The sequence below is a fragment of the Fluviicola sp. genome, assembly GCF_039596355.1.
Lineage (GTDB): Bacteria > Bacteroidota > Bacteroidia > Flavobacteriales_D > Crocinitomicaceae > Fluviicola.
Genome location: NZ_JBCNJW010000001.1, coordinates 583,112 through 609,169, shown reverse-complemented (window position 1 = coordinate 609,169; position 26,058 = coordinate 583,112). Strand labels below are relative to the sequence as shown.

Genomic DNA, 26,058 nt, shown 5'->3' with positions numbered 1-26,058 from the left:
ATAGCAAAGCAAAAATGAACTTCTCTAATCAATGAGCAAATGCACATTTCCCTGCCACATTTTACCGTCTGCAGTTATTAATTGGTAGAAATAAACGCCGTCATCGAGTTTTACTCCGGTAATATCAATACCTCCCCAATCATTTTTGTAATTGCTTGTTTCGAAGACCACATTTCCCCAGCGATTCTGGATCACCAGCCTGGAGTTTGGTTTCAGGTTCGTGATGTAAAACTCGTCGTTGATATGATCCCCGTTTACCGTGATGATATTCGGAATCTTCAACTCTCCCAGAATCTGGAATCCTTTGGTAATGGAATCAATACATCCGTCAACCGACTGGATCACCAATGTCATGTTATAATCTCCTTCGACTTGAGAACTGTAGGTACAGGAAGATCCGCTTCCGTTTGGCCCTACCCCCTGGATATACCAGCCATAGTTCAAAACTTGCCCGCCAGAACTTGCATCTGTAAATACGATTGTTTCTCCCGGTGATGCCGGTGTACTCGCGATGATAAAGTCTGCATTCGGAGAAGGATTTGTTCCTACGGTAATCGGAGTTCCGGTAGTCACACATCCGTTGACATCCGTAATGGACAAAACGTAAGTTCCTGCATCCAGATTCGTCAGATTCAGTGATGTCAATGAGGTTCCCGACCACGCATACGAGTACGGGCCGTTTCCATTCACCTGGATTCCGGAAATGGTTCCGTTATTTCCCAAACAGGTTTCATTGGTTACTACCACGCTGCTCTGATCAATCGAAGACGGCGGCACAACACCCACAAACAATATCGTGGTGTCTTTACATCCTCCGTTATCTGTTACAATCAAGGTGTAATTTCCGGTAGCCAGGTTGGAAATATCGAGCGTATTCAAGGAAGATGAACCATTCCAGGAATACGAATAAGGCGTTGTTCCTCCCGAAACCGTAATTCCGGAAATAGATCCTGTACCGATTGCACAATTATCGTTCAAAACAATCGCATTGTTGGTGTTGATCACCACTCCTGACGTAACTGTTACAGTATATGTCTGCTGGATGGAACAATTCTGATCGTCCGTTACGGTAATCGTATAAGCTCCTGCTCCCAGGTTGGTGTTGTTCAGCGTTGTTGGTCCGTTTGACCAGGAAACTGTTGGGTTGATTCCTCCCACAACCTGTAAACCTGTAATGGAACCAGTTGTTCCGACACATGCTGTTGGAGTGATCACCAATCCACTTTGATTCAAACTCATCGGAGTAGCACCGCCTACGTTGAAAGGCCCGGCTACTGAAGAACATCCGAATGCATCTGACACAACCAATCCGTAAGTTCCGCTTGCCAGGTTCAAATGGTCAATCGTTGTACTCGGTGTTAAATTCCAGGAATAACTCAATGTTCCTGATCCGGTAGCTGTGATTCCGGTAATCGATCCGTCATTTCCGGTACAGCTTTCATTCGTGATCACCATTGCCGAAGTATTGATAACCGGAGAACCGATATTATTTACTGTAAACGGCCCGGCATTTGCAGTACACCCCAGGTTATCCGTTACCACCAGGTTGTATGTTCCGGCAGGAATATTCGTCAAATTCAATGTCGAATAAGCTCCTGAATTCCAGGAATAGCTATAAGATGCTTGTCCGCCTGAAACGGTCAAACCGGAGATAGAACCATTTGCCTGGTTACAATGCGCATCTGCAATGGACACAGAAGAACTGTTGACTACCGGGGCACTTGACGGTGCAATGTTAACCGGCCCGGAAGTATCGTTACATCCGATATTGTCTGTTGCAATCAAGGTGTAATTTCCTGCCGCTAGGTTACTTTGGTTCAAGGTTCCTGAAACACCGTTCCATTGGTAAGTCAAACTATTTCCCGTAGCTGTAATTCCGGTAATGCTTCCGTTGTTTAATCCACAAGTTGTATTCGTAACCGTAATATTTGTTGTATTGATAACCGGCCCTGCGTTTTGTCCCACGGGAATATTTCCGGTAGATGCGGTACATCCCACGTTGTCTGTCACCACCAAATTGTAGCTGCCCGGACTCAGGTTCGAAATATCCAATGTGGTATACGCTCCGGTGTTCCAGCTGTAAGTAAGACCATTTCCCGTAGCAGTAATTCCGGTAATGGAGCCACCACTTCCAAGACAGGAAGCATTTGTCACCACCATATTGGTTGTATTAACAGTCGGTCCGCCTGCAGATCCGATCGTGTATGGCCCGGAAGTAGCTGTACAACCGATTCCGTCTGTCACTGTAACCGTATAACTTCCTGCAGATGCTCCTGTCAAATCCATTGTCGGAGAGCTTACGCCATTCCAATCGATTGTTACCGTAGGAGCGCCTCCGGACGTGGTCAACCCGGTGATCGATCCTCCGGAAGTACACGTTGCATTGCTTACCACAGCCGTTCCGGCAATGGTCGGTCCGCCAACAGTTACCGTTACCGGAACGCGGAATGTTCCTCCCGGACAAAAACCGACATAATACGTTGTGGTTGCTGTCAGCACGGGGGTTGTATACGTCAAGCCGGTACCAACAGCAGTTGTTCCGGTGTAAGAAGTGTACCAGGTAACCGCAGAGTTCGCTACCGGTAATGTTCCCTGAACCGTTACCGACAGGTTTGCTGTAGAACTGGAACAAATGGATGCGTTATTCGCGATGAGGTTATAATACGTTTGTGGCTGAGAAGTAACTCCGGCAGCTCCGCCTGTAGCTCCGTTCGGAGGGAAACCACCTGAAACAGTTGGCGAATTCGCAACGATATTGGTTAATCCGCTTGCTGTTACTACACCTCCGGCTCCACCCACAGCACTTTGAGTTGGTGTTCCGGACGTAAATGCAATCATTCCGCCGCCGCCGCCACCACCCGGCCCGTCTGCTTCCACCCCTGATGTAAAGGTTCCGAAAGCCAAAGCATTGTTACCTCCGTTTCCTCCGTTCGCATTTAAGGTAATTGTAGCAGGAAGAGCTGTTCCGTTTGAAATCACAATGGCACCTCCGCCACCCGCTCCACCGGCTCCGTCTACTCCTTTTTTCACCCCGATTCCCGGAGTAGCTCCTGTAGGATTTGAATTTTGTCCGTTTGCACCGTTTGCTTCAATTGTTCCGGTTCCGGTAACAGATCCATACGACTGCAGGAAAACGATTCCTCCTCCTGCTCCGCCACTTCCACCTTCATTCTGATCCATTTCACCGGCTCCTCCACCGCCTCCCATGAATACACGGGTGGCATCATAGGTCAACGGGTGGCCTCCAAGACCACCTTCTTTTCTTCTACTGTCGCCCGACCAGGCTGCGTTATTCGGCCCAACGGTTGCTTCATTCTGATCACTCTGAGAACCGGAATATCCTCCACGTCCACCACCTGAACTCGGAGTGGTTGCCATTCCTGCTGCTTCCAGGTTCCAAAATGTAGCATAACCAGGTGTTGGAACTCCTTTTCCGTTATAGGTTCCGGTTCCGATATTGGAACCACCACCACCACCGGAGTTTTTGTAGTTTCCGCCACCACCTCCGTTTGCAGGCGCTCCGCATCCGTATCGGGATAAATAATTCACCGTTACTTCTCCGGTTGCTGTGGATGATCCACCGATTCCCTCTCCTTTTTCAGAGCCTTCGGAAGCGGCATTGGAACCAGGTTTTCCGACATCCGAAGCAGATCCCGGACCACCGGATGTATTATCTGTAACACCTCCGCGGAAACCATATCCGGATGCGACAATTTTAGAGTTGGTACCAAAATTCAATGTTCCGTTTACTTCCAGAGCGACAATTCCACCGATCGTTCCATCCCATGTGAGCGGAATAATCGTTGCATTGGCATTCAATGTCAGGTTCCCGATTCGCGGCACACGAACCACCTGCACATGTCCGGATGATGTATACGCATTTTTCAATGCACATCTGACATTGATCGTTGTTCCGGATACGGAAAGAACTTCTGCATATTCGTATTTTCCGGCATTGTTATAATTAGTCACCGTACCCCAATCCGGGCGGTAATTATTCATATTGGTAATATCTGCCATCGCAGAATTGGAAAGCGTGTAATTTCCTCCCCAGGAAGATGTAGGTGTCGTATTGACATCCAGGTCGGCTCCCTGCATCTGCACAATTAAAATCAAATCGCCGGAACCCAGTGCCGCAGTAAAATACGAATTCGTTAATGAACCATTGGCAACAGAAATAGAAGTCGCTCCTACAGCAATATTGGCTGTAACATTCGTATAAGCATTCAGAACGGTATTGGCAGCAGTTACGGTATAGTTCCCGTTTTTGGCCTGCTGGGCCACGAGTGAATAGCTTAAAACAAGTAGTAAAAAGGAGAGTGTAAGTGACCTCATGATATCAATTTGGTTCAATAATTTCTATTAACGCAGACGCCAAATTATACAAAAGGTTGTAAGTTTTGTTATATTTTTTTACTTATTTCTTTCATAATATAACTTACCGCCGGACAGACTTCCATGTTCTTTCTTGTGAGGGGTAAAATCTGGTACATGTTTTTTCGGTCGGTATGCGGATATTCCCTGCAGGCAAGCGGTCTGTCTTCATACACGGAGCAGTAATTATCGTCTCCCAGAAAGGCGCAGGGAGAAGAACGAAGCACGTAGTCCTGGTCTTCGTCTATTTTCAAATAGGTATCAATGAACTTGCTTTCCGGCATGCGCAGGCGTTTAGACAAACGTTTGATGTCAACATCGCGGAAAATGGGGCTGGTTGTTTTACAGCAATTGGCACAAACCAGGCAGTCGATCTTGCGAAACGCTTCCTGGTGCAGTTTATGGAACTGATCATCGAGTGAGCGACTGTTTGCTTTTTTCGCCTTTTTAATCCACTTCACGTACGTTTCTTTTTCGGCCTTTCCGTAATCCGTCAGTTCTTTCAAATTCATACTGCAAAATTAGCACAAACCCATCCTGATTTTTAAAGTATTGTTTAATTTAGTCGGGAGACTTATGGAAAATTTTGATTTAATTGTGATCGGCGGTGGTCCTGCAGGATATGCAGCAGCCATGCGGGGAATTGATTTCGGAAAACGTGTCTGCCTGATCGAAAAAGACCGGGTTGGCGGAGCCGGAGTCTACAACGGAGCCTTATCATCCAAAACACTTTGGGAAATCTCTCAGAAAATCGCATCGGTGAATGACACGATCAGCGGTAAGGGAAGGGAGAAATTTTCACTGACCTGGGAGGATGTAATGGCAACAGTAGACGAGGCTGTTTTTGAACGGAAATTTCAATATTCCTGCCATTTGAAACTCCTTCAAACCGAAACCATGAATAAACTTCTGACCTATGAAAGAGGAGCTGCCAGCTTTATTTCCCCCAATGAAGTCGAAATTATTCAAAACGGCGAACGAACAGTTGTTTCCGGACACAATATCATTATCGCAAGCGGGAGCCGGCCGCGAAAAATGCCAGGTGTCAACGTAGATGAACAAACCATTCTCACCAGCGACGGTATTGAAAACCTCACCGATTATCCGAAAAGTCTCGTAATCGTCGGAGCCGGGGTGATCGGTTGTGAATACGCAACGATCTTTTCCAATTTCGGGAAGACCAAAGTATACCTGATTGACCGCGCAGACCGCATTCTACCATTCGAAGACACCGATATTTCGAACATTGTGAGTGAAAACCTGGAAGAAAAAGGTGTAACGATTCATCACAATGCGCAATTGGAACGCCTGGAAAACCTGGGCCACGAAGTAGAATACGAACTCAGCTACCCGGATGGTTCGCGGGAAGTAATCCGCGTGGAAAAAGCGCTTTTATCCATCGGACGGGTTCCCAATATTGAAACACTGAACCTCGAACACGCGGGCGTGCTCATGTCCAAAAGAGGAATGCACATCGGGGACGACGATACCGTGACGAATGTTCCGCACATTTATGCCGTGGGAGATGTTTCCGGGAGAATTGCCCTGGTAAACATGGGAGAAATCGAAGCGCGGCATGCTGTTGAACGGGCTTTTGGTACGATTCGCGAACGACTGAGTTATGACAATGTCTGTACGATCATGTTCCTGCAGCCGGAAGTTGCCGCCGTCGGGATCAACGAAATGCAGTGTATTGAAAAGAATATTCCGGTGAAAGTCGTTAAAATCGACTATTCGGTGATTGCACGCGCCATTGCCATGCGGAAAACGGAAGGTTTCTTTAAGATTATCGTGACCAATGACAGCGACATGAAAGTACTTGGAATGCGGGCTGTAGGTGAACATGCTTCGACTGCCATTCAAACCATCGGACTCATCATGAAACTCGGCTTACCGATTCATGTAATTGCCGAATTGGTTCATCCACATCCATCCATCGCAGAAGGAATCCAGGAGTGCGTGCGCATGCTCTTAAACCGGTCGCTGTTTAAATCGTCTGTATTTAAAGACAAATTGGCCTGCTATTCCTTAGTAGATGGGGTGCGGACACCTTTGGAACGCTTGTAATTCAAAGTATCATTTCGACTCCGCTCAATGATCTTTGAACAAACTGTTGACTGAGCGGAGTCGAAGTCAACTTTTCCATTTTCATTTTAGTTTATTTTCCCTTCAACTCCATCGCTTTCAGCGTGTTGATCATCAGGGATGCGATCGTCATTGGTCCTACTCCACCCGGAACCGGAGTGATTGCAGCAGTTTTCGGGGCAACTTCTTTAAAGTCAACATCACCTGCCAGTCTCCAACCTCTTTCTCTTGTTGGATCTTCTACACGGGTTGTCCCCACATCGATTACAACAGCTCCTTCTTTCACCATATCGGCAGTGATGAATCCGGGAATTCCAACCGCCGCAACCAAAATATCTGCGTTCAGACAAATGTCTTTGATATTCTCAGATTTAGAGTGTACCAACGTTACCGTGCAGTTTCCCGGGTCCGTGTTCTTTCCTAAAAGCAAGCTCAAAGGAGTTCCCACAATATTACTTCGACCGACAACCACACAGTTTTTACCTGCAGTTTCGATGTTGTAGCGACGAATTAATTCCACGATACCTGCCGGTGTTGCCGGAACAAATCCCGGGATATTCAGCATCATATTCCCAACGTTGATCGGGTGGAAACCATCCACATCCTTTTTCGGATCAATGGAGAGTGTCACTTTCATTTCATCAATATGCGCAGGAAGCGGAAGCTGAACAATGTACCCGTCAATACTCTTATCTTCATTTAGTGCCTGAATTTTCTTCAAAAGCGTATCTTCCGTAATCGAATCGTCGTAACGGATCAATGTACTTTCAAAACCAATTTCTTCACAAGCTTTCAACTTATTGTTGACATACGTGATCGAACCTCCATCTTTTCCAACCAAAATTGCTGCCAGGTGAGGAATTTTCTTTCCTGCGGCTTTACGTTCCGCAACCTGAATTGCCAATTCTTTTTTGATGATCTCTGATATGTCCTTACCACTTAATATCTGCATGTCGTGATTTTTTTTGCAAATATACGGGGTTACATCGATTTAGCAATGATTAAAATGAAGTATCAGTACTCTTTGAGTTGTGAATTTTTACAAATGATAAATCAATTATCTTTTAAATAATCACACTAAAACCCAATTCAATCAATGAGAAGCGAGGTTTAATCAAACACTCCTTTTTGAATCCAACCATTTAAAATGGTCCTGCGTCTTTATAGAGAAATCGACTAAATAAAATGTCATGGAACACAAATTGATCAAAAACCGCTTTATTCAGACTTCTGCAATCCAGCAAATTAATGAGGCAACGATTGTTTTGAGGCATTTTATTGAACTAAGCGCAAAATTGCTGCCTTTTTTCAATGACTTATCAAAGAAAAGCGCCTTGCTTCCACAGGAGCAAAGCGATCGCAATAAAATTATAGAAGTGTATCAGAATTATAGTTTTGATACGAGCACTTCTGAAATCCTGATGGAATCGGACATCCTGGAAATTATCCGCGAAACCTTCAAATCCATCGAAAAAACAAAACCGGGAATGCATTCGGATTCGGACAAGCTGATGAACGTCTTCAAAAAGAAACACCAGCAACTGGTCGAAAACTGGCATTCTACGGAAATGAATTAAACCGCATTAATCACAATGATTAATCAAACAAGTAGCTGCGTAATGCATTACGCAGCTACTTGTTCAGAGAAAACTGAATTTCGGTAAAGACTCAGTGGATTTACCGGAGTTCGGTTTTTTTTTATGCCGAATTACGAATTATTTCATTAAATATATTCGGAATTCGGAACTAAAAATTCGTCATTAGTCTTTTATCCACCCGTAAATCCAGGTATTGGTAAAATTCGCCGGATTAATCACTTTGTTCGGTTCGGACACCGGCGCACCGTGCATGATCACAAATTGCCATTTTCCTTTCTCCGCCAAAACGGTATATGCAACGGAATCGGGGTACATCGCAATGATATTTTTTTCAGTTCTGCGCGGCCATGCTCCCTGGTTGATTTCTTCCGGCGACCAGCGAAGCGTTGTTTTTTCCTTTGTAACCACAAATTTCCCGGTGAATTTTGATTTTTCAGGGAAGAATTTTCCCAGCATGCCGTGATCGCGTCCCAGGAAATAGCGTTTCACCAATGCGATTTTATTGTTAACCAACCGCAGGCGGTTCAAATTGTGTGATGCATTTTCACAACACGGATACTGGTGATGATAAAGCAAGACTTCCTTCGTATTCGGATGAATCTTGTACGCCATCAAATGTCCCATTTCATTGTAAACAGACACCAAAACTCCCTTGATCGTCGTAAAAATCTGTAGTTGTTCTTTTTCTCTTTCTTCGGAGTTATATCCGTTAAAAATCAATTCCGGAACCTGGTCATTATTCAGATCAATCAGTTGATACAATGGACCGAACTGTTTGTAGTAATTCACAAACAGCGCTTCCGGATCATAAGCCTTCGTCATGATATGATCCACCATGTCATTATCAAAGAGAAACTGCACCATTTTGGCTTTCAGCGCTTCATTCTGAACCTGGATCTTCGCAAAGTCGGTCTCCGGATTCGGAATAAAGAGTTTTGCATCTACGCGGGTCATTTCCACATAAGCAAATGAAAGTGTTGAAAAGCCAAGGGACAAGAGTGTGATGATCAATTTCATGATTCAAAAGATAAAAAAAGAAAAAAGTAACGGCGCGATATATCGCGCCGTTACTTGTTATAAACTATTCAGATTATTTCTTTGCTGCTTTTGTTTTTCCTTTTTCGATGGAAATTTTCAGTGCAGTATTTGCGTCATCGATATCCAGCACAATGGAATCTCCTTCGTGCAGGTTTGCTTTGATGATTTCTTCTGCCAGCGGATCCTCGATGTATTTCTGGATCGCACGTTTCAGCGGTCTCGCTCCGAATTTCTCGTCGTATCCTTTGTCTACGATGAAATCTTTCGCTTTTTCCGTCATGGAAGCGTGATACCCCAATGTTTCGATACGCTCGAACAACTTCGCCAATTCCAGATCGATGATCTTGTGGATATTTTCTCTGGTCAGTGAATGGAAGATAATCATATCGTCGATACGGTTCAGGAACTCCGGAGAGAATGCTTTTCTCAAGGCGTTCTGAATCACGTTCTTCGCGTTATCATCGCGTTGCTCGTTCTGTGCCTGCGTTCCGAATCCTACTCCGGTTCCGAAGTCTGCCAGCTGGCGCGCCCCGATGTTCGAAGTCATAATCAGAATCGTATTTTTAAAGTCGATCTTACGGCCCAAACCATCTGTCATGTGTCCGTCATCCAATGCTTGCAGCAACAGGTTGAATACATCCGGATGCGCTTTCTCGATCTCATCTAACAAAATGATAGAATATGGCTTGCGTCTCACTTTTTCAGTCAGCTGACCACCTTCTTCGTATCCAACGTATCCCGGAGGCGCTCCCACCAAACGGGAGATCGAGAATTTCTCCATGTATTCGGACATATCGATGCGGATCAATGCATCTTCCGTATCAAAGAGGTATTTCGCCAATACTTTCGCTAATTGCGTTTTTCCAACTCCGGTTGGTCCGAGGAAGAAGAAGGAACCAATCGGTTTGTTCGGATCTTTCAGTCCGGCTCTGTTTCGCTGAATTGCTTTCACAACTTTTTGAACAGCTTCGTCCTGACCGATCACTTTGCCTTGCAGTTCTTCTGCCATGGTAGCCAGTTTCCCCATTTCGGTTTGAGCGACACGGGTTACCGGAATTCCACACATCATGGAAACAACTTCCGCTACATGCTCTTCGGTTACCACGACACGTTTTGCTTTGGAATCTTCTTCCCAGCGTTTTTTTGCTTCTTCCAGGCGGTCTTGTAATTTACGCTCGGAATCACGCAATTCTGCGGCCTTTTCGTATTGTTGAGATTTGATCACTTCGTTTTTCTGATCTTTCAACGCTTCGATTTCCTGTTCGATGTCCACGATTTCCTGCGGAACATGAATATTTGTCAGGTGAACGCGCGAACCTACTTCATCCAGGGCATCAATTGCCTTATCCGGCAAGTGTCTGTCAGTAATATAACGCTCTGTCAGTTTCACACACGCAGCAATCGCTTCAGGAGTGTAGCTCACCATGTGGTGGTCTTCGTAACGCTCCTTGATATTGTTGAGGATCTGGATCGTTTCTTCGATCGTAGTCGGTTCAACCAACACTTTCTGGAAACGACGCTCCAAGGCTCCGTCTTTCTCAATATACTGGCGGTACTCATCCAATGTTGTTGCACCGATTGCCTGCATTTCTCCGCGTGCCAAAGCCGGTTTGAACATGTTGGAAGCATCCAGTGAACCGCTTGCTCCTCCTGCACCGATAATGGTGTGGATTTCGTCAATGAACAGGATGATATCCGGGTTCTTTTCGATTTCCGCCATGACTGCTTTCATACGCTCTTCAAACTGACCGCGGTATTTCGTACCTGCCACCATGGAAGCCAAATCCAGTGAAATGATGCGTTTGTTGAACAATACGCGGGAAACTTTACGCTGCACGATTCGCAATGCCAATCCTTCTGCAATAGCGCTCTTTCCTACTCCCGGTTCTCCGATCAGGATCGGGTTATTTTTCTTTCTGCGCGACAGGATCTGAGAAACACGCTCGATCTCTTTTTCACGCCCCACAATCGGATCCAGCTTTCCAGCCTCTGCCATTTTGGTCAAATCTCGCCCGAAGTTGTCCAAAACCGGAGTCTTGGATTTCGGGTCGGTAGACTTGCGCTGGCTTGCCCCGAATGTTTGATCGTCATCATCAGAAGACGATGACATTTCTGCTCTTGGTAATTTATTTTCGTCGACCATATTTTCTAATTCCTCGTGAACTGTATTATAATTTACTCCGTAGCGGTTTAAAACGCGGCAAACTACGGAATCTTCATCCTTTAACATCGAAAGTAGCAAATGTTCGGTTCCAATCATAGGACTCTTGAACAATTTCGCTTCCAAATAAGTTATTTTTAACAATCTTTCGGCCTGTTTGACCAATGGAATATTCGCACCAATTCCTGCATTGGATTTGGATGCTTCCAGCAGCGGCTTTTCCAGCTCTCCTTTCAGCTTCGGCAAATCCAGGTTAAATCCCGTCAGGATGCGCACGGCATTTCCCTCACCTTCCCGCAGGATTCCCAATAAGAAATGTTCTACCCCAATAAAATCATTCCCCAAGCGCAAAGCTTCCTCTCTGCTAAAGCTGAGCACATCTTTTACCCGAGGTGAAAATTTCGCTTCCATAATCTATCTTCTTTAAGATTTGAGTGCAATAAGCGCACCATACAAATATACAAACACATTAAATGTTAATAAGTCACCTGAAATAGCATTTTTTCACCGCTTTTTGTTAGTAAAATTCAATTTACCCCTCTTTTTTGTAGCTATAAAAAGCCTAATTTCGAAACTTGCTTTTAGCACACAAATTTCGTGCATAATTTAAAACTATGACAAGATGGCAGATGGAGAAAAGATAATCCAGATTAACATCGAAGATGAAATGAAATCGGCGTACATCGATTATTCGATGTCGGTGATTGTATCCCGCGCACTTCCTGACGTGCGAGACGGATTCAAACCAGTTCACCGCCGTGTATTATATGGTATGCAGGATTTGGGAGTTTATTCCAACCGGCCATACAAAAAGTCAGCTCGTATTGTTGGTGAAGTATTGGGTAAGTATCACCCGCACGGTGACAGTTCCGTTTACGACACCATGGTACGTATGGCACAAAGCTGGTCGTTGCGTTACCCTTTGGTCGACGGACAAGGAAACTTCGGATCGGTAGACGGTGACAGTCCGGCAGCAATGCGTTATACGGAAGCGCGTCTGCGTAAAATCGCGGAAGAAATGCTGGATGACCTGGACAAAGAAACGGTTGATTTTGCTCCGAACTTTGACGACTCCCTGCAGGAACCAACCGTTTTACCTTCTAAAATCCCGAACCTGCTGGTAAACGGATCAAGTGGTATTGCCGTAGGTATGGCTACCAATATGGCGCCACACAACCTGGGCGAGGTCGTTGACAGTATTATTGCTTACGTAGATAATAAAGATATTGAAGACGAAGAGTTATTACACTATGTAAAAGCTCCGGATTTTCCTACAGGAGGTATTATCTATGGTGTAGACGGTGCGCGTGAAGCATTGCTCACGGGTCGTGGTCGTGTAATTATCCGTGGAAAAGCGGAAATCGAAGAATACGGAGGCCGCGAACAGATCATTGTGACAGAAATCCCATACCAGGTCAACAAAGCGGAAATGATCAAGAAAACCGCCGAACTGGTTAATGACAAGAAAATCGAAGGGATTTCCGATATCCGCGACGAATCTGACAGAAATGGTATGCGCATCGTGTTTGAATTGAAACGCGAAGCCATTCCGAATGTCGTTTTAAATAAATTGTATAAGTATACTGCACTTCAGAGTTCCTTCTCCATCAACAACATTTGCCTGGTTGAGGGAAGACCACGTTTGCTGAATCTGAAGGAAATGATTGCCGAATTCGTGAAATTCAGACACGAGGTCGTGATCCGCAGAACGAAATACGAATTGCGCAAAGCGGAAGAGCGCGCGCACATCCTGGAAGGATTGATCATTGCTTCGGACAATATCGACGAAGTAATCGCTATCATCCGTTCATCGAAAAGCCCGGAAGAAGCGCGTGAGCGTTTGATGGAGCGTTTTGCATTGTCTGACATTCAGTCACGTGCGATCGTTGAAATGCGTCTGCGTCAGTTGACCGGACTGGAGCAGGACAAACTGCGTGCAGAATACGCCGACCTGATGGCTTTGATCGCTGATTTGAAAGATATTTTGGACCGCGAAGAACGCAGAATGCAGATCATTAAAGATGAATTGACAGATATCCGTAACAAATACGGTGATGCACGTCGATCTACCATTGAATACTCTGCTTCTGAAATGAAGATCGAAGACTTGATTCCGGATGAAGAAGTGGTGATTACAATTTCTCATGCGGGTTATATCAAGCGCACGAATCTGGATGAATTCAAGGTTCAGAGCCGCGGAGGTATGGGATCCAAAGGATCTACTACCCGCGACAAAGATTTCCTGGAGCACTTGTTCGTAGCAACAAACCACAATTACCTGTTGATCTTTACCGAAAAAGGACGTTGTTTCTGGATGCGTGTATTCGAAATTCCGGAAGGAAACAAAACCGCAAAAGGAAGAGCAATTCAGAACTTACTGAACATTGAGCAGGATGATAAGATCAAGGCTTATGTGAAAGTGAAGGATTTGACGGATAAAGAGTACGTTGAAAATAACTTCATCGTGATGTGTACCAAACAAGGTATCATCAAAAAAACTTCCCTGGAAGCCTATTCCCGTCCACGTGCAAACGGTATCAACGCGATCACGATTCGTGAAAACGACGAATTGCTGGAAGCACGTTTGACTGACGGAACAAATGAAATGGTATTGGCTACCAAGGCTGGTAGAGCAATCCGCTTCAATGAAGAGAAAGTGCGACCTATGGGACGAAATGCTTCCGGTGTACGTGCCGTAACGCTTCAAAGCGACGCGGATGAAGTAGTCGGAATGATTTGCGTGAAAGACAATTCAGAAACGATCCTCGTTGTTTCCGAGAAAGGTTACGGAAAACGTTCCTTCCTGAATGATCCGGAAGACGGTGAGCCGGTTTACCGGATCACTAACCGCGGAGGAAAAGGGGTTAAAACCATTTCCATTACGGATAAAACCGGGCCGCTTCTTGCAATCAAGACCGTTACTGACGAAGATGATTTGATGATCATTACCAAAGCAGGTGTGACGATCCGTATGCACATGGATACAATCCGTGTCATGGGACGTGCTGCGCAGGGAGTTCGCTTAATCAATCTGAAAGGTTCGGCTGCCATTGCAGCTGTAGCGCGTGTTCCTCGTTCAGACGAAGAAGATGAAGAGTTTGAAGGCGAAGAAGGAACAACCAATGATCCAACAGAAACGAATTCGGAAGAATAAATATGGAATTTGAATTTTATTTGCATCTTCAAAGTGCCATCCTGGCATAAAAGTTGGAAATAAGAATCAGCAAATAATTAAATTATGAACTATTTGAACATGACAAAAGGAGCATTGCTGGCAGGATTGACGTTCATTTCTACCATTACTTTTGCTCAAAAGAAAATTGAAACGGATGCTGCTCTGGCGTTCCAGGCTTTCGAAAAAGCTCAAATGGGCGGGAGCATGGATGAAGCAAAAAAACAATTGTTGAAAGCAAAAGAATCAATTGATCTGGCAGCTGCAAATCCTGAAACAGAAAAAAGCCCTAAAACGTTGTTCCTGAAAGGAGAAATCTACACTTCCATGTTGTTATTGAAAGCACTTGGAGATGCAGAATTCAACAAAAACGTCCCGGAAGACGCAAAAGATCAGGCGATCAAAGCATACAAACAATCGTACGATATTTCCGATAAATACGATTCGGATATTAAAAACAGCGTTGGTACCATCAAGCAAATGTTACACCCGATCGGCTCTGCGGCTTACGAAGCGAAAAAATACAAAGAAGCAGGTGTGATTTTCGGAACCATCTATGATTACAGTAGCGTATTGAATCAAGTCGATACGTTATACATCTACTACCAGGGATTGGCTGCAGAATCGGATAATGATTTCGTGAAAGCTGCAGAGTTCTACAAGAAATGTGCAGATTTGAACTACAAGCCGAATGACACTTACCGTGCAGCGGCAATGGCTTACATCCGTGCAGGACAAAATGAAAAAGCGATTGAGTTCCTGAAACAAGCGATCCAAAAATCACCAAAAGATAAGCACTTGTACTTCGCATTGGGAACCATTGCAATGGAAACGAAGGATGACCAGGCAGTTTTGGATAACCTGAACAAAGCCATTGAAATCGACCCGAAATATTCGGATGCATACTTTAACCTGGGAAGTTACTTCTCTGGAAAAGGATTTGATTTGCGTCAAAAAGCAGGTGACCTGCCTCCAAGTGCAAAGAAAGAGTCGGATGAGCTATTGAACAAAAGTTTGGAGTTCTACGGTTTGGCAATGGTACCGCTTGAGAAATATGTGGAAATCGTTCCAAAAGATGTGGAAGTTTTGAACAGTTTGGTGAAAATTGCCCGTGCTTTGAAGAACACAGAAAAAGAAGCAAAATACAAGCAGATGCTGGATGCTGCGAAGCAGTAATTGAGTAATGTAAACCTATTGGGAAGGCTGTCCGGTTTCGGGCGGCCTTTCGTTTTTTCAGGGAAAATCGATCGCCATTTCGCGAATTTGCCATATTGCCATATTGCGAACCTATACCCGGGTAGATTCCCCAAAAGACAGGAATTAACCAAATCTTAACCCGAACCTTCCGATAAAATCAGTATCTTAGTTCCCCAAAACTAAAAAAGCATGAAGAAGGTACTCGTCTTGATTTGCCTGTTTTTCGGTTTGAACTCACTCGCACAGCTGAGTGCCGTAAAAGGAAAAACATTCTACAATTTCTGGCTAAACCTTCCTGACAGCGCCACCTTGAACAACAATCCCCCAATCCTCATTTTCCTGCATGGAAAAAGCCTGAGCGGAACGGATTTGAACCGCGTTAAGAAATACGGGGTCATTCATGAAATCGAAAAAGGAAGAACGGTTCCGGCGATCGTCATTGCACCACAGGTTGCTTCCGGATCCTGGAACCCCGATAAAGTATTGGAAATACTCGAATACGTTCAAAAACTTTATAAAACCGATACGAACCGCGTATATGTTTGCGGGATGAGCCTCGGAGGTTACGGAACCATGCACTTTGCCGGAAAACATGCCGATAAGATCACTGCAGCCGTTGCACTTTGCGGAGGAGGAAATCCGAAAGATGCCTGTAACCTGGCCAGCATCCCGATGTGGATTCAGCACGGAAACCGTGACGAAGCCGTTCCGGTGCGCTATTCCCGCGAAATGGTTAACGCAATCAAACAGTGTAACAACGGAAAGAACCTCATTTATACTGAAATACCGGGCGCAAACCACGGAGCTTTGGAACGCATTTTCCGCGGCGATGAAATGTACGAATGGTTGTTTGCCCAGGTACGCACGGCCGCAGGAGAAGTTGTCATGATGCCAGTTCCCAAAAAAACGGAAAACACCGCACAAGGAAAACCTGCTGAAAGTAAAACGGCAACAGGAACCGGAGGAACAAATTAATCTAATTCAAAATGCAAAATGGATCAAACGTTATTTTGCATTTTGAATTTCACGTTTTGAATTTTTAAACTACCTGAACTGGATCGCGGAATACTTGAAACTGATGATCATTTCGGAGAACTGCTTGATAAAATCCTGACCCAAATTCCCGGCAAACCCGGCATCCGTTTCCGTAACAACTTCCTTCCGAACCTGCACATTCCTTAGAGTTGCGGAAGAACTCCCCACGGAAAGCGTCACTTTTGGCAGTATATAGCCTGTGTATTCGACAGTGCCTCCTGCCCCGCCCGACTTCAGGGTTTTCTTCTTCCCTTTCTTTTCCACCAGGTGTTTGTATTTTTGATAATACGTACTGTTCAGAAAAGTTTCCGCAGCTCCGGTGTCAAATGAAAACTGCAAAGTGTCTGACTGGTAAACAACCTGAACGGAAGGAACAAAACCATTGATTGCCATATTGCTTTGGGGGAATTGCTGCACCACTTTCGGCACAAACAATTCATCGGCCTTGTTCAAGCGGATTTCATTCAGGCTGCGGATAACGGGAAAACCAATGATTCCCCGGATTGCATAATCGGCATCAGCAAAGGTCAAATCTTTGTCATTGAAAACCAGGAAAACCACATTTTCACACCGGATATCTCCCATGTACAATTCCTTTACCACCGCGAGATCGCTCTTTACTTTCACACCTGTGATCGCCGTTACATCAAACTGAATGGGAATGATTTCACAATTCATCTGCTCAGCTACAGAACGCTGGATGACAGAAAAATTCGCCCCGGTATCAAATACAAAATTCTGAGCTACTCCGGAAACCTTAACCGGAACAGTTGCCAGTCTCATTTTATCGCGTACAAGCTGTATTTTCACATCCGAATCGAGGTGCACATGTTGTTTTCCCTGATTTTGCAAGTCTTTCCAGATCAATCCGGTATTCGACAAATCGGCCAATTCTTCTTCTGAGCAAACATGTGCAAAATTGTCGAGGATATACCGGTTGGTCAAATACGCCTCTTTGTATTCAAATAAATTAACGAGATTGAGCTGCTTGACCAACAGGATTTCCTTGAAAAGCGTATCGTTATTCATGAAATCTGCTCCGGAAAAGAAAGACTCAATGGCTTCGTTGGATTCCTTGAAATGGGAAAAAGCATTTTCAACAAGCCCCCAGTAATAGAAATAGACTTCCGGATCAATCTTACTTTTGTGCTGGATCAATAATTCTTTGATCTCGAAAAAATCCTTCTTCGAAGACAAAACCCCCAATTCCTGGTAAAACAATTCCGCATCAAAAGGATGCGTGTGTTTTTGAGCACTTAAAGTCAGTGGTAAAATGAATAATGAAAGGAGCAGTATCTTCATAGTTTGAAATCTATACGGATGAAGATACTCAAATCCCCGACATCATTTCAATTCACTCCACTTCTTTTGAACGATTTTGCGGAATTCCTCTTTTTTGAATGCGCGCTCATTGATACCGTCGTATGCTTTCACGATATTCCCATTCCACAAATAGAACACTCCTGGAGTGTCTTTCGTGGTTCCGAGCACCGTCCAGAATGAAGCCACATCCAGTACTTTAAAGGCATATTTTCGACCTGCAAATGCAAAGAAATCAGGGATCAATTCAGCTTCTTCGTCCATGAACACAATCCGCACTTCCGGAAACGTCGGATCTTTTACGGCTAAATCTGTCAATGCCTTGGCAGTTTCCTTACAATGGTCACATCCAGGAGCAAAGAAACACAGGATTTTGCGGCCCTTGTCAATATCTCCGAACTGCGATGTAAACCCGGATCTTTTTGCTTTCGGTTCATCCACCTCCGTTTTCGCTTCTGTTTTCTCCGTTGTTTTCTCGTCTTTTACAGTGGTATTGGAAGCCTCCGGATTTGAAGCAGGTGCCGTTTTACCCGAAGCAGTGTTCGTTTCAGGTAATGCCGTATTTTCTGCTTCTGTTGCTGAACTCTGATTCAGTTTATCCATCACTTCTTCCGTGCGGTCTGAACTGGATTTACGCTGCATCGGTCCCACCATGAATACCCCCAGGATCGAAGCAAAGGTAATGGCTGCCAGGAAGGAGAAATTGGAACAATCGTTTTCTTTCGGAGTCTTCAGGTAGAGGAATACCAGCAGTCCCATCCCGATAATATTTTTAATCAGGGCCTGGAGTGGACTCATCGGGAGCAAACTTCCAAAACAACCGCAATTTCCATCGTTTCCGCTGGTTGCGATTCCATACGCCAAATGAACACTGAAAATGAATAGCATTAAGAACGAAACCGGGATCACGAGTCGTCTGAAGAAATTCTTCTGAAGCAGTAAAATCCCCAATGCCAACTCACAACCGATCAGGATGCGGGAAAAATAGGCCGCTGTGGTTTCGTTGAATCCCATCGGCAAGAGCTGCTTGATCTCAAATGTTGGCAAAGCCAGGTTTGGCGACGGATATAATTTTGCTACTGCGGAGAGTAAGAACATAAAAGCCATCAGGCCTTTGATAATGACAGGTAATTGTTTGTTTACAAAAGTATTGTTGCTCATGTCAGACGTCATAATGTGATTTAAGACCCCTAAAATACGATTTGCAGGCTGAAAGAAAAACGGTTTCCGGTTATTTTAGGAAAAGCTTAACAGTTTCATTTCCTAAATCCTGTCGATGATGTAATCTCCGAACCAGCCTCTTTGATCCTTGAAACAATGCTGAATCTTTAAAGGTGATGACGCAATGATCCCCCGTAGGATTGTATCGTTGTACTTCCGGGAAATTTCGGTGTGGATGCGTTCGTTTTGAGCAAAAAAGAAGCGTTTCCCAATCAATTTGATCTCTACAACCTGTTCTTTGGTGCTCTTCAGGAAACTCTTGGCAATCCCTTCCGCTTCATCGTATTCCGGATCGTGTATAAAAAACTTTAGATCAAAATTGGCTTCCAGTTCCCGGTTCATTCGTTTCAGTAGGTTCAGGTTGAAATCCCGCGTGATTCCCTGAGAATCATTGTACGCAGGAAGTACAATTTCCTTTTCCTTCAATAGATCAACTCCCAAAATGATTTTATCTCCGGGATTCAGGTTCCGGCTTAGTGAGGCCAAAAAATTTCGGGCATCCTCATCCGGCATATTCCCGATATTCGATCCCAAAAACAAAATCACTTTTCTCACCGGCGACTGCTTCAGATCTCCCAGCATCCGGAAGTAGTCTCCGTGCATGCAGTTGATCTTCAAATCCGGCATTTCAGCATTCAGGTACTTTTCCAATCCACTCAATGCATTGGATGAAATATCAATCGGAAGATACCGGAAGTTCACGCCGGCATGCATGAATTCCCGAAGTAAATGAATCGTTTTGGTACCATCTCCGGCTCCCAATTCTACTATTTCCATTTCCTCACCCGGACGGATTGCCAGGCTTGCAACGATCCCTGAAGATTGTTCGACGAAAACCTCCATCTCCGAACGTGTCAGATAATATTCCGGCATGTGCATGATCTGCACAAACAACTCGTCTCCCCGCTTGTCGTAAAAATACTTGGATGGAATGCGCTTGGGTGTTTGAGAAAGACCGAAAGAGACATCCTGTTTAAATTGTTCCTGTACCATCGTTTATCTGCTTAATCGGATTCCTGAATACTGCCATTGAAAATGCGGATGGAAAAAATTCCGGTATGTTTTTCGGCTGTGATCCGGAGCCGTAGCCACCGATGCACCGCGCAAAACCATTTGATTGATCATGAATTTTCCGTTGTACTCCCCCACCGCTCCTTCCGCGATGTGATACCCCGGATAAGGAAGATATGCACTGTTCGTCCATTCCCAGCGTTTCCCCCAGTTAAACTGACCGGAAGCTGCTTCCCACTCAAACTCGGTTGGTAATCGTAATCCGCGCCAACTGGCATAGGCTTGTGCTTCGTAATACGACACATGGCATAAAATCGCATCCGGGTCTACTTCTTTCAACCCAGCCAGTGTGAAATAATGCCACTTTCCATTGATTTTGTGCCAGTACAGCGGACTGGTAACCCGGTTTTCATTGACCCAGCTCCAGCCCTCATCCAGCCAATGTTCAAACTGCGCATAGCCTCCTGCTTCCATGAAAGTAAGGTATTCACCGTTGGTAACCAGCGCTTTTGATATCTCAAACGACTGCAGGTATACTTTGTGGCGGGTCAATTCATTGTCGAAACAAAATGCAGCTCCATCGTGACCGATTTCATAAATCCCTTCCTCTAACGCAATCCACCCGGATTCGGTATTGGTGTCGGTCAGGAGGTTTTGTTCCGGATCATAAACCGGGAAGATCGGATTGTGACCGAGTGTGTATTTCAAATCCGTCAACAGCAATTCCTGGTGCTGCTGTTCGTGGTTTAGTCCCAGTTCGATCAAATCTTCCAGTTCAGAAGGAAGATTCTGATTCAAAAGCCGCATCATCGCTTCGTTCACATACGCACGATAGGCATACACTTCAGAAACTCCCGGACGGGTCATGTTTCCGCGGTCGGCGCGAAAAGTACGTTGACCGATGGTGTTGTAATACGAATTGAATAAAAAGCCGAAATCGGGATGATACTCCTGATAGGCTTCCAGGTTCTTTTTCAGAATCATTTCTTCGAAAAACCAGGTAGAATGGGCCAAATGCCATTTCGGAGGGCTTGCATAAGCAACCGGTTGAGGCACATAATCTTCTACCTGGAGCGGACTGCAGAGTGCTTCCGTACGGTTGCGAACTTCGAGGTATTTTTCTTTCAAATGCATACCGGATCAATTAATCAACAACGACTTCAACACCTTTCCAGAAAGCTACTTTTCCCTCAATACTTTTAGCCAGCTCCGAAGCTTGCGGGTAATACCAGGCCGCATCTTTGTTCACCTGGCCGTTCACTTCGATGGTGTAGTAAGATGCAATGCCTTTCCAGGGACAGGTGGTGTGCGTGTCTGAATCTTTGAAAAATTCCTTCTTAACAGATGCTGCGGGGAAGTAGTGATTTCCTTCGATGACAACGGTCGTATCGCTTTCTGCAAGGACTGTGTTGTTCCAAATGGCTCGTTTCATAGTATCAGGAGTTTATTCCGTTAACAAATACGCAGAACCGGTGCTTTCGGATTTTGATTCCCGTGAGAAAAACATCCAGTGAAAAGCGGTTCCAACCTTTCGAATATAACGCTTTGTATCGAAAAAAAAACACTAAGCAATTCAGAATTAAGCTTTTGTTTACACCCATGCAACCTGGTGTAAAAGAACTCTTTTTTCGAAAATTTTGTAATCCGATTTTTAATTCTGAACTTCAAAAAAATATTTCAAATTCATGTCGAACATCCAACTCATTATCGAAGAACGCGCTGCCGATATTGGAAATTTCCTGGTAGGCAGACTCCTTCCTTTCCGGCAAAAAAGAGCTGTAGGGCCTTTTGTTTTCATTGATCACATGGGACCAGCCAAACTAAGCGATCATCAGAACCTGGATGTAGGGCCGCATCCGCATATCGGGCTTTCTACGCTGACCTACCTTTTTGAAGGAGCAATCATGCATCGCGATAGCATTGGGTCGGAGGTAGAAATCAAACCCGGAGCCGTGAACTGGATGACGTCCGGAAAAGGAGTGGTTCATTCCGAAAGAACACCGGAATACCTGCGCCATTCAGAGAAACACCTCCACGGGCTTCAAATCTGGGTAGCGCTTCCCAAAGACAAGGAAGAAATAGAACCATCTTTTACACATGTGGAAGCAGATGCGATTCCATCCTGGACAGAAAACGGTGTTCATTTCAAACTGATTGCAGGAGAAGCATTCGGAAAGAAATCTCCCGTACCTGTTTATAGTCCGTTGTATTTCCTTGAAATCAAATGCCAGGAAGCCGCAACGATTTCCATCGGCAGCGAACTATTCGGAGAAAGTGCCTTGTACGTTTTGGAAGGAAGCATCCGGGACGGAGATGAAACATTTGGCACGAAACAAATCCTGGTTGCCAAAAACAGTGAATTATGCACGTTTGAAATGGCTGAAAACAGTACCGTATATATTTTCGGCGGAGAAGCTTTCCCGGAGGAACGTTTCATTTTCTGGAATTTTGTTTCATCCCGGAAAGAACGCATCGAGGAGGCAAAAGAAGCTTGGATCAATCAAACCTTCCCGAAAATAGCCGGCGAAACAGGATTTGTTCCTTTACCGGAACCCAAATTTTAATGCAAAAATTATATGCAAAATATCACTCTTTTGAATTTTGCATTTCGAATTGATAGATTATGATAGAAATAAAACAATTCAACCGCGAGTCGAAAGGATTTTTCAAAGCAACGGAAGACGATAAAGAAGCAGGAAGAATGACCTATTCCTGGGCTAACAAAGACCGGATAATTATCGACCACACAGAAGTGAATCCCGAATTCCGGGGACGCAGCGTAGGGAATCTGATGGTTCAGGCTGCTGTTGAGTTTGCGCGCGAAAAAGGAATTAAAATCATTCCGCTATGTCCGTTTGCAAAAAGCGTATTTGATAAAACACCAGAATATCACGACGTTTTATAACGTTAAAAGGGAGAATTGAAAAGTTAAGAGTCAGGACTGTGAGAGACAAGACTTTCGGAGTCAGGGCTATTAGAGATCGGAGACAAAGCCTTTTCAATTCTCCCTTTTCAATTTTTAATTCTATACTGAGCGACTTGTAGTGAACTTACCGTACTAGGTCGAAATATCAATTATTTCTTCACGTACTGCGTCAGAATGTAGATGGTTTGTCCTTCGACTTTTCCTTCAATCAGTGTCGGATCGTTGTGAACCAGGCGGATATTGCGCACTGCTGTTCCTCTTTTTGCAGTAATGGTAGATCCTTTTACATCCAGGTCTTTGATCAGAACTACTGTATCTCCGGCTTTCAACAACACCCCATTGGAATCGATGTGTTTCACGGCATCTTCGTCTTCCATTCCCGCTTTTGCCCAGGAAAGTTCCTGATCTTCCAGGTAAATCATGTCGAGGAGGTCATTCGGCCAGCCCTCGTTTTTCAAGGCATCCAGCATGCGGTATGAGATTACTTTCACTGCCGGAACTTCACTCCACATGGCATCATTCAAACAACGCCAGTCGTTGGCAGCCACTTCTTTGATTCCTTCCAGTTGTTCTTTCAGATTTTGCGTGATGTATACAAAATCATCTGCTGAGTTTCCTTCGGAAGGTTGTACCTGAAAAACCTGTAGGTTTTCGGTCACTCCACTCAATTCACACACATTTCCGCTGCGTGCTGCCAGTTGTTTTTCAAAATTCATACTGCAAAAGTAGAATATTCATCCGGAAAAAAAAGGAAGAGTTTTCCACCAATAGAAAAGCCCCGGCACTTCGACTTCGCTCAGTGACCGGGGCTTTTGAAAATGGAGTTATTCTTCTTATTGAATCACTACACGATATACTTTTTCAGCACTTTCGCTTGATAATTTGAAGAAGTAAGTTCCTCTCTGAACTTTACTCAAGTTCACCGTATTTGTTCCGGAAACGATTGTGTTGTTTCCTGTTTCAACCAATCTTCCGTTGATATCCATTACTTCCAGGTTGAATGTTCCGCTGAAATCAGATTCAACAAATACGATTCCTGTAGAAGGATTCGGGTACAGGTTCACCTGATCCAATGCCATTTCGTCTACAGACAACCAGTCACATGCCGTTACGGTAACAACTACACTGGATGTATCATCCGGACAAACTCCGTTTCCTACAATGTATTTGTAGTTGTACTGTCCAGGGAAGTTTGGAGCCATAATCTGCGAGGTAGACATCAACTGGTTTTGAGAGTTGTACCAGTCTCCACCTAAGTCAACTGTTCCGCTCAATCCTTCCAGCAAGTTCATTGGTTCGTTTTTACACGAAATCACGTTTCCGTCTGTTCCTGCACTGGATGGTTCGTAAATAGAAATGGTAGCTACTGCTGTATCTTCCAAACATCCCTGAGTGATGTAAGTAACCACTGCAGTTCCTGCCGGAATAGATGCCGGGTTGAACATCGAATCGTTTTGGATTGCATTCGGGTTCAAATCAAAAGACCATGTTCCGTACTGATCGTTTGTACCAACCAATGTATTCAAATCAACCAAACCGCTTGCCTGACATACGTCAGCAGCAGCATCTGATCCTGCAGATGTTCCTCTTTCAATCAGGTTGAAATCGTCAAAAGCAAGGAAGTAAGGCCAGCTGGAAGCAGACACGTGTACCCCGAAGCTGTACGTTCCGGATTGTGTCGGTGTGAAACAGTATACCACTTTCTGGTAGTTTTCAACTGTTATGTCTGTAGGAGTTAAGAATGGTGTACCGATTGCAGTTGCTCCGGTTGAGATTTGAGATGAATTTACAACTACCTCCCCGCTCCACTCTTCGTTTCCGTCACCTGCATACATGAAAGAGAATTCATAAGTATTGCCTGCAGTCATTTGGAAGCTAGGTGTCCAAAGGTAATCGTTGCTGCTCCAATGGATTCCTGCAAAGTTAGTTCCTGAGTAAGCATCGAATCCGGACCACCATGAATCGTCAGTCATCCATTGTCCGTGCTCGCTTCTCCAGCAATCCGGGAACAAATCATAATCAACTGTTGTCATTGCATCAAAGTTTTCAGTCCAAGGCAAAGGCAGGATTGCACAGATTGTTCTTCCGGTAATAGATACCCATGGAGAGAAATCACCACCACCACAATCAGACTGGATGTAAATCTGGTAATCTGTACCAGAGCTCAATCCAGGTATAGAGTATGAAGGTGTTGTTGTAATGTAAGACCCGATTTCAGCTCCCGTTCCAGGCGTGAATCCAGGTACTCCCCACTCGATATTCCAGGAAGCAACAGAAGCGTTCGCATTCCATGAAACATCCAAAGAGTTCAATGTTTCGTTGGAAACATCGATGTTTCCGGCTGCAGTACAGTTAAAGTTTTCCACTGTTACGTTATCTACGATCCAGTACCAGGAGTAATCTCCTACCCATCTGAAACGTACCTGCGCATTGGCTACTCCGCTCACGTATGAGCTGATATCCAATAATACGTGTTCCGGGTTGTTTGTTTCAGCAGTTCCTTCAAGGAGAATTTGCCAGGAAGTACCATCAAATACTTCTACGTGATATTCGCCTCCTGCTCCTTCATAAAAATAATGGTCAAAAGACAGGAAAATGCTTCCTGTGTAAGTCGTTGCATCAAAAGTTGGTGATTCCAACGCGGCTTCTTCTCCGAATGTTGCTAAATAGTCGCTATCGAAAACGGCAAAAGGCTCATCAATTGGGGCATTTCCGGTTCTACCACCCGGGTTATCAAACGCCCACTCACCACCACCGGCGAGAATCTCGTTGTTGGTCCAACCAGTTGGAGGAGTGTTTCCGGTCGCTGTGCTGAAATCTTCACTGAAGATTACCTGAGCTGACGAATTATTCGCCAGTTGCAATAAAAACAGACAGCCGACCAAAGTGTAAATTTTTCTCATAACTTTAGTTTGTTGTT

The 26,058-nt window shown here is 44.7% G+C and carries 19 protein-coding genes; 7 read left to right on the top strand and 12 right to left on the bottom strand.

Going from position 1 to position 26,058, the window contains the following annotated elements:
- Positions 1-24: 24 nt before the first annotated feature.
- Together ABDV94_RS02425 and ABDV94_RS02420 are read right to left on the bottom strand one after the other, a co-directional pair.
- On the bottom strand, positions 25-4,335 hold the full coding sequence (locus ABDV94_RS02425) for a gliding motility-associated C-terminal domain-containing protein (protein WP_343604466.1): 4,311 nt from the start codon (positions 4,333-4,335) through the stop codon (positions 25-27).
- 68 nt (positions 4,336-4,403) lie between these two features.
- Positions 4,404-4,886 (bottom strand): YkgJ family cysteine cluster protein, encoded by a 483-nt coding sequence (locus tag ABDV94_RS02420; protein WP_343604465.1) that lies wholly within the window; start codon positions 4,884-4,886, stop codon positions 4,404-4,406.
- Positions 4,887-4,950: 64 nt separating this feature from the next.
- Here ABDV94_RS02420 and ABDV94_RS02415 point away from each other — a divergent pair, with 64 nt between their 5' ends.
- Positions 4,951-6,441 carry an NAD(P)/FAD-dependent oxidoreductase gene (locus tag ABDV94_RS02415; protein ID WP_343604463.1) on the top strand — a complete coding sequence of 497 codons (1,491 nt, stop codon included), beginning with the start codon at positions 4,951-4,953 and terminating at the stop codon, positions 6,439-6,441.
- Positions 6,442-6,532: 91 nt separating this feature from the next.
- On the opposite strand, the gene ABDV94_RS02410 is transcribed toward ABDV94_RS02415, so the two are convergent.
- Positions 6,533-7,411, bottom strand: coding sequence for a tetrahydrofolate dehydrogenase/cyclohydrolase catalytic domain-containing protein (locus ABDV94_RS02410; protein ID WP_343604461.1), 879 nt, complete (start codon positions 7,409-7,411; stop codon positions 6,533-6,535).
- 238 nt (positions 7,412-7,649) lie between these two features.
- Here ABDV94_RS02410 and ABDV94_RS02405 point away from each other — a divergent pair, with 238 nt between their 5' ends.
- On the top strand, positions 7,650-8,036 hold the full coding sequence (locus ABDV94_RS02405) for a hypothetical protein (RefSeq protein ID WP_343604459.1): 387 nt from the start codon (positions 7,650-7,652) through the stop codon (positions 8,034-8,036).
- A 183-nt stretch (positions 8,037-8,219) separates the two neighbouring features.
- Here the strand turns inward: ABDV94_RS02405 and ABDV94_RS02400 are convergent, their stop codons facing one another.
- Both ABDV94_RS02400 and ABDV94_RS02395 read right to left on the bottom strand, forming a co-directional pair.
- Positions 8,220-9,074 carry a hypothetical protein gene (locus ABDV94_RS02400; RefSeq protein WP_343604458.1) on the bottom strand — a complete coding sequence of 285 codons (855 nt, stop codon included), beginning with the start codon at positions 9,072-9,074 and terminating at the stop codon, positions 8,220-8,222.
- Positions 9,075-9,147: 73 nt separating this feature from the next.
- On the bottom strand, positions 9,148-11,667 hold the full coding sequence (locus tag ABDV94_RS02395) for an ATP-dependent Clp protease ATP-binding subunit (protein WP_343604456.1): 2,520 nt from the start codon (positions 11,665-11,667) through the stop codon (positions 9,148-9,150).
- A 211-nt stretch (positions 11,668-11,878) separates the two neighbouring features.
- On the opposite strand from ABDV94_RS02395, the gene gyrA reads away from it, so the two are divergent.
- The 3 genes from gyrA (at position 11,879) to ABDV94_RS02380 (ending at position 16,600) form a co-directional block, all read left to right on the top strand.
- Positions 11,879-14,410, top strand: coding sequence for a DNA gyrase subunit A (gene gyrA / locus ABDV94_RS02390; protein ID WP_343604454.1), 2,532 nt, complete (start codon positions 11,879-11,881; stop codon positions 14,408-14,410).
- Between the two features lie 84 nt (positions 14,411-14,494).
- Entirely contained in the window at positions 14,495-15,604 is a 1,110-nt protein-coding gene (locus ABDV94_RS02385) for a tetratricopeptide repeat protein (protein ID WP_343604453.1), read from the top strand.
- A 210-nt stretch (positions 15,605-15,814) separates the two neighbouring features.
- Entirely contained in the window at positions 15,815-16,600 is a 786-nt protein-coding gene (locus ABDV94_RS02380; protein WP_343604452.1) for a dienelactone hydrolase family protein, read from the top strand.
- A 69-nt stretch (positions 16,601-16,669) separates the two neighbouring features.
- Here the strand turns inward: ABDV94_RS02380 and ABDV94_RS02375 are convergent, their stop codons facing one another.
- The 5 genes from ABDV94_RS02375 to ABDV94_RS02355 form a co-directional block, all read right to left on the bottom strand.
- Positions 16,670-17,962 (bottom strand): pepsin/retropepsin-like aspartic protease family protein, encoded by a 1,293-nt coding sequence (locus ABDV94_RS02375; protein ID WP_343604451.1) that lies wholly within the window; start codon positions 17,960-17,962, stop codon positions 16,670-16,672.
- Positions 17,963-18,004: 42 nt separating this feature from the next.
- Positions 18,005-19,153, bottom strand: coding sequence for a MauE/DoxX family redox-associated membrane protein (locus tag ABDV94_RS02370; RefSeq protein ID WP_343604449.1), 1,149 nt, complete (start codon positions 19,151-19,153; stop codon positions 18,005-18,007).
- A 90-nt stretch (positions 19,154-19,243) separates the two neighbouring features.
- Positions 19,244-20,194 (bottom strand): L-histidine N(alpha)-methyltransferase, encoded by a 951-nt coding sequence (locus ABDV94_RS02365; RefSeq protein WP_343604447.1) that lies wholly within the window; start codon positions 20,192-20,194, stop codon positions 19,244-19,246.
- Positions 20,195-20,197: 3 nt separating this feature from the next.
- Positions 20,198-21,346: an ergothioneine biosynthesis protein EgtB gene (gene egtB, locus ABDV94_RS02360; protein ID WP_343604445.1), complete on the bottom strand. Its 1,149-nt coding sequence runs from the start codon at positions 21,344-21,346 to the stop codon at positions 20,198-20,200.
- 10 nt (positions 21,347-21,356) lie between these two features.
- On the bottom strand, positions 21,357-21,644 hold the full coding sequence (locus ABDV94_RS02355) for a DUF427 domain-containing protein (protein WP_343604443.1): 288 nt from the start codon (positions 21,642-21,644) through the stop codon (positions 21,357-21,359).
- 253 nt (positions 21,645-21,897) lie between these two features.
- Here ABDV94_RS02355 and ABDV94_RS02350 point away from each other — a divergent pair, with 253 nt between their 5' ends.
- Both ABDV94_RS02350 and ABDV94_RS02345 read left to right on the top strand, forming a co-directional pair.
- Positions 21,898-22,776, top strand: a complete 879-nt coding sequence (locus tag ABDV94_RS02350; RefSeq protein ID WP_343604442.1) for a pirin family protein — start codon at positions 21,898-21,900, stop codon at positions 22,774-22,776.
- 59 nt (positions 22,777-22,835) lie between these two features.
- Positions 22,836-23,117, top strand: a complete 282-nt coding sequence (locus ABDV94_RS02345) for a GNAT family N-acetyltransferase (protein WP_343604440.1) — start codon at positions 22,836-22,838, stop codon at positions 23,115-23,117.
- A 170-nt stretch (positions 23,118-23,287) separates the two neighbouring features.
- Here the strand turns inward: ABDV94_RS02345 and ABDV94_RS02340 are convergent, their stop codons facing one another.
- Both ABDV94_RS02340 and ABDV94_RS02335 read right to left on the bottom strand, forming a co-directional pair.
- Complete coding sequence (locus ABDV94_RS02340; RefSeq protein WP_343604438.1) at positions 23,288-23,854, bottom strand: PhnA domain-containing protein; 567 nt, start codon at positions 23,852-23,854, stop codon at positions 23,288-23,290.
- A 117-nt stretch (positions 23,855-23,971) separates the two neighbouring features.
- Positions 23,972-26,041, bottom strand: a complete 2,070-nt coding sequence (locus ABDV94_RS02335; RefSeq protein ID WP_343604436.1) for a T9SS type A sorting domain-containing protein — start codon at positions 26,039-26,041, stop codon at positions 23,972-23,974.
- Between the last annotated feature and the right edge of the window lie 17 nt (positions 26,042-26,058).

Bases quoted from the DNA above. Each gene is read 5' to 3' on its own strand.
- ABDV94_RS02420 (WP_343604465.1), bottom strand. From the start codon at position 4,886: ATGAATTTGAAAGAACTGACGGATTACGGAAAGGCCGAAAAAGAAACG.
- ABDV94_RS02415 (WP_343604463.1), top strand. From the start codon at position 4,951: ATGGAAAATTTTGATTTAATTGTGATCGGCGGTGGTCCTGCAGGATAT.
- ABDV94_RS02355 (WP_343604443.1), bottom strand. From the start codon at position 21,644: ATGAAACGAGCCATTTGGAACAACACAGTCCTTGCAGAAAGCGATACG.
- ABDV94_RS02375 (WP_343604451.1), bottom strand. From the start codon at position 17,962: ATGAAGATACTGCTCCTTTCATTATTCATTTTACCACTGACTTTAAGT.
- ABDV94_RS02350 (WP_343604442.1), top strand. From the start codon at position 21,898: ATGTCGAACATCCAACTCATTATCGAAGAACGCGCTGCCGATATTGGA.
- ABDV94_RS02335 (WP_343604436.1), bottom strand. From the start codon at position 26,041: ATGAGAAAAATTTACACTTTGGTCGGCTGTCTGTTTTTATTGCAACTG.
- gyrA (WP_343604454.1), top strand. From the start codon at position 11,879: ATGGCAGATGGAGAAAAGATAATCCAGATTAACATCGAAGATGAAATG.
- ABDV94_RS02340 (WP_343604438.1), bottom strand. From the start codon at position 23,854: ATGAATTTTGAAAAACAACTGGCAGCACGCAGCGGAAATGTGTGTGAA.
- ABDV94_RS02385 (WP_343604453.1), top strand. From the start codon at position 14,495: ATGAACTATTTGAACATGACAAAAGGAGCATTGCTGGCAGGATTGACG.
- ABDV94_RS02365 (WP_343604447.1), bottom strand. From the start codon at position 20,194: ATGGTACAGGAACAATTTAAACAGGATGTCTCTTTCGGTCTTTCTCAA.
- ABDV94_RS02380 (WP_343604452.1), top strand. From the start codon at position 15,815: ATGAAGAAGGTACTCGTCTTGATTTGCCTGTTTTTCGGTTTGAACTCA.
- ABDV94_RS02405 (WP_343604459.1), top strand. From the start codon at position 7,650: ATGGAACACAAATTGATCAAAAACCGCTTTATTCAGACTTCTGCAATC.
- ABDV94_RS02410 (WP_343604461.1), bottom strand. From the start codon at position 7,411: ATGCAGATATTAAGTGGTAAGGACATATCAGAGATCATCAAAAAAGAA.
- ABDV94_RS02425 (WP_343604466.1), bottom strand. From the start codon at position 4,335: ATGAGGTCACTTACACTCTCCTTTTTACTACTTGTTTTAAGCTATTCA.
- ABDV94_RS02400 (WP_343604458.1), bottom strand. From the start codon at position 9,074: ATGAAATTGATCATCACACTCTTGTCCCTTGGCTTTTCAACACTTTCA.
- ABDV94_RS02395 (WP_343604456.1), bottom strand. From the start codon at position 11,667: ATGGAAGCGAAATTTTCACCTCGGGTAAAAGATGTGCTCAGCTTTAGC.
- egtB (WP_343604445.1), bottom strand. From the start codon at position 21,346: ATGCATTTGAAAGAAAAATACCTCGAAGTTCGCAACCGTACGGAAGCA.
- ABDV94_RS02345 (WP_343604440.1), top strand. From the start codon at position 22,836: ATGATAGAAATAAAACAATTCAACCGCGAGTCGAAAGGATTTTTCAAA.
- ABDV94_RS02370 (WP_343604449.1), bottom strand. From the start codon at position 19,153: ATGACGTCTGACATGAGCAACAATACTTTTGTAAACAAACAATTACCT.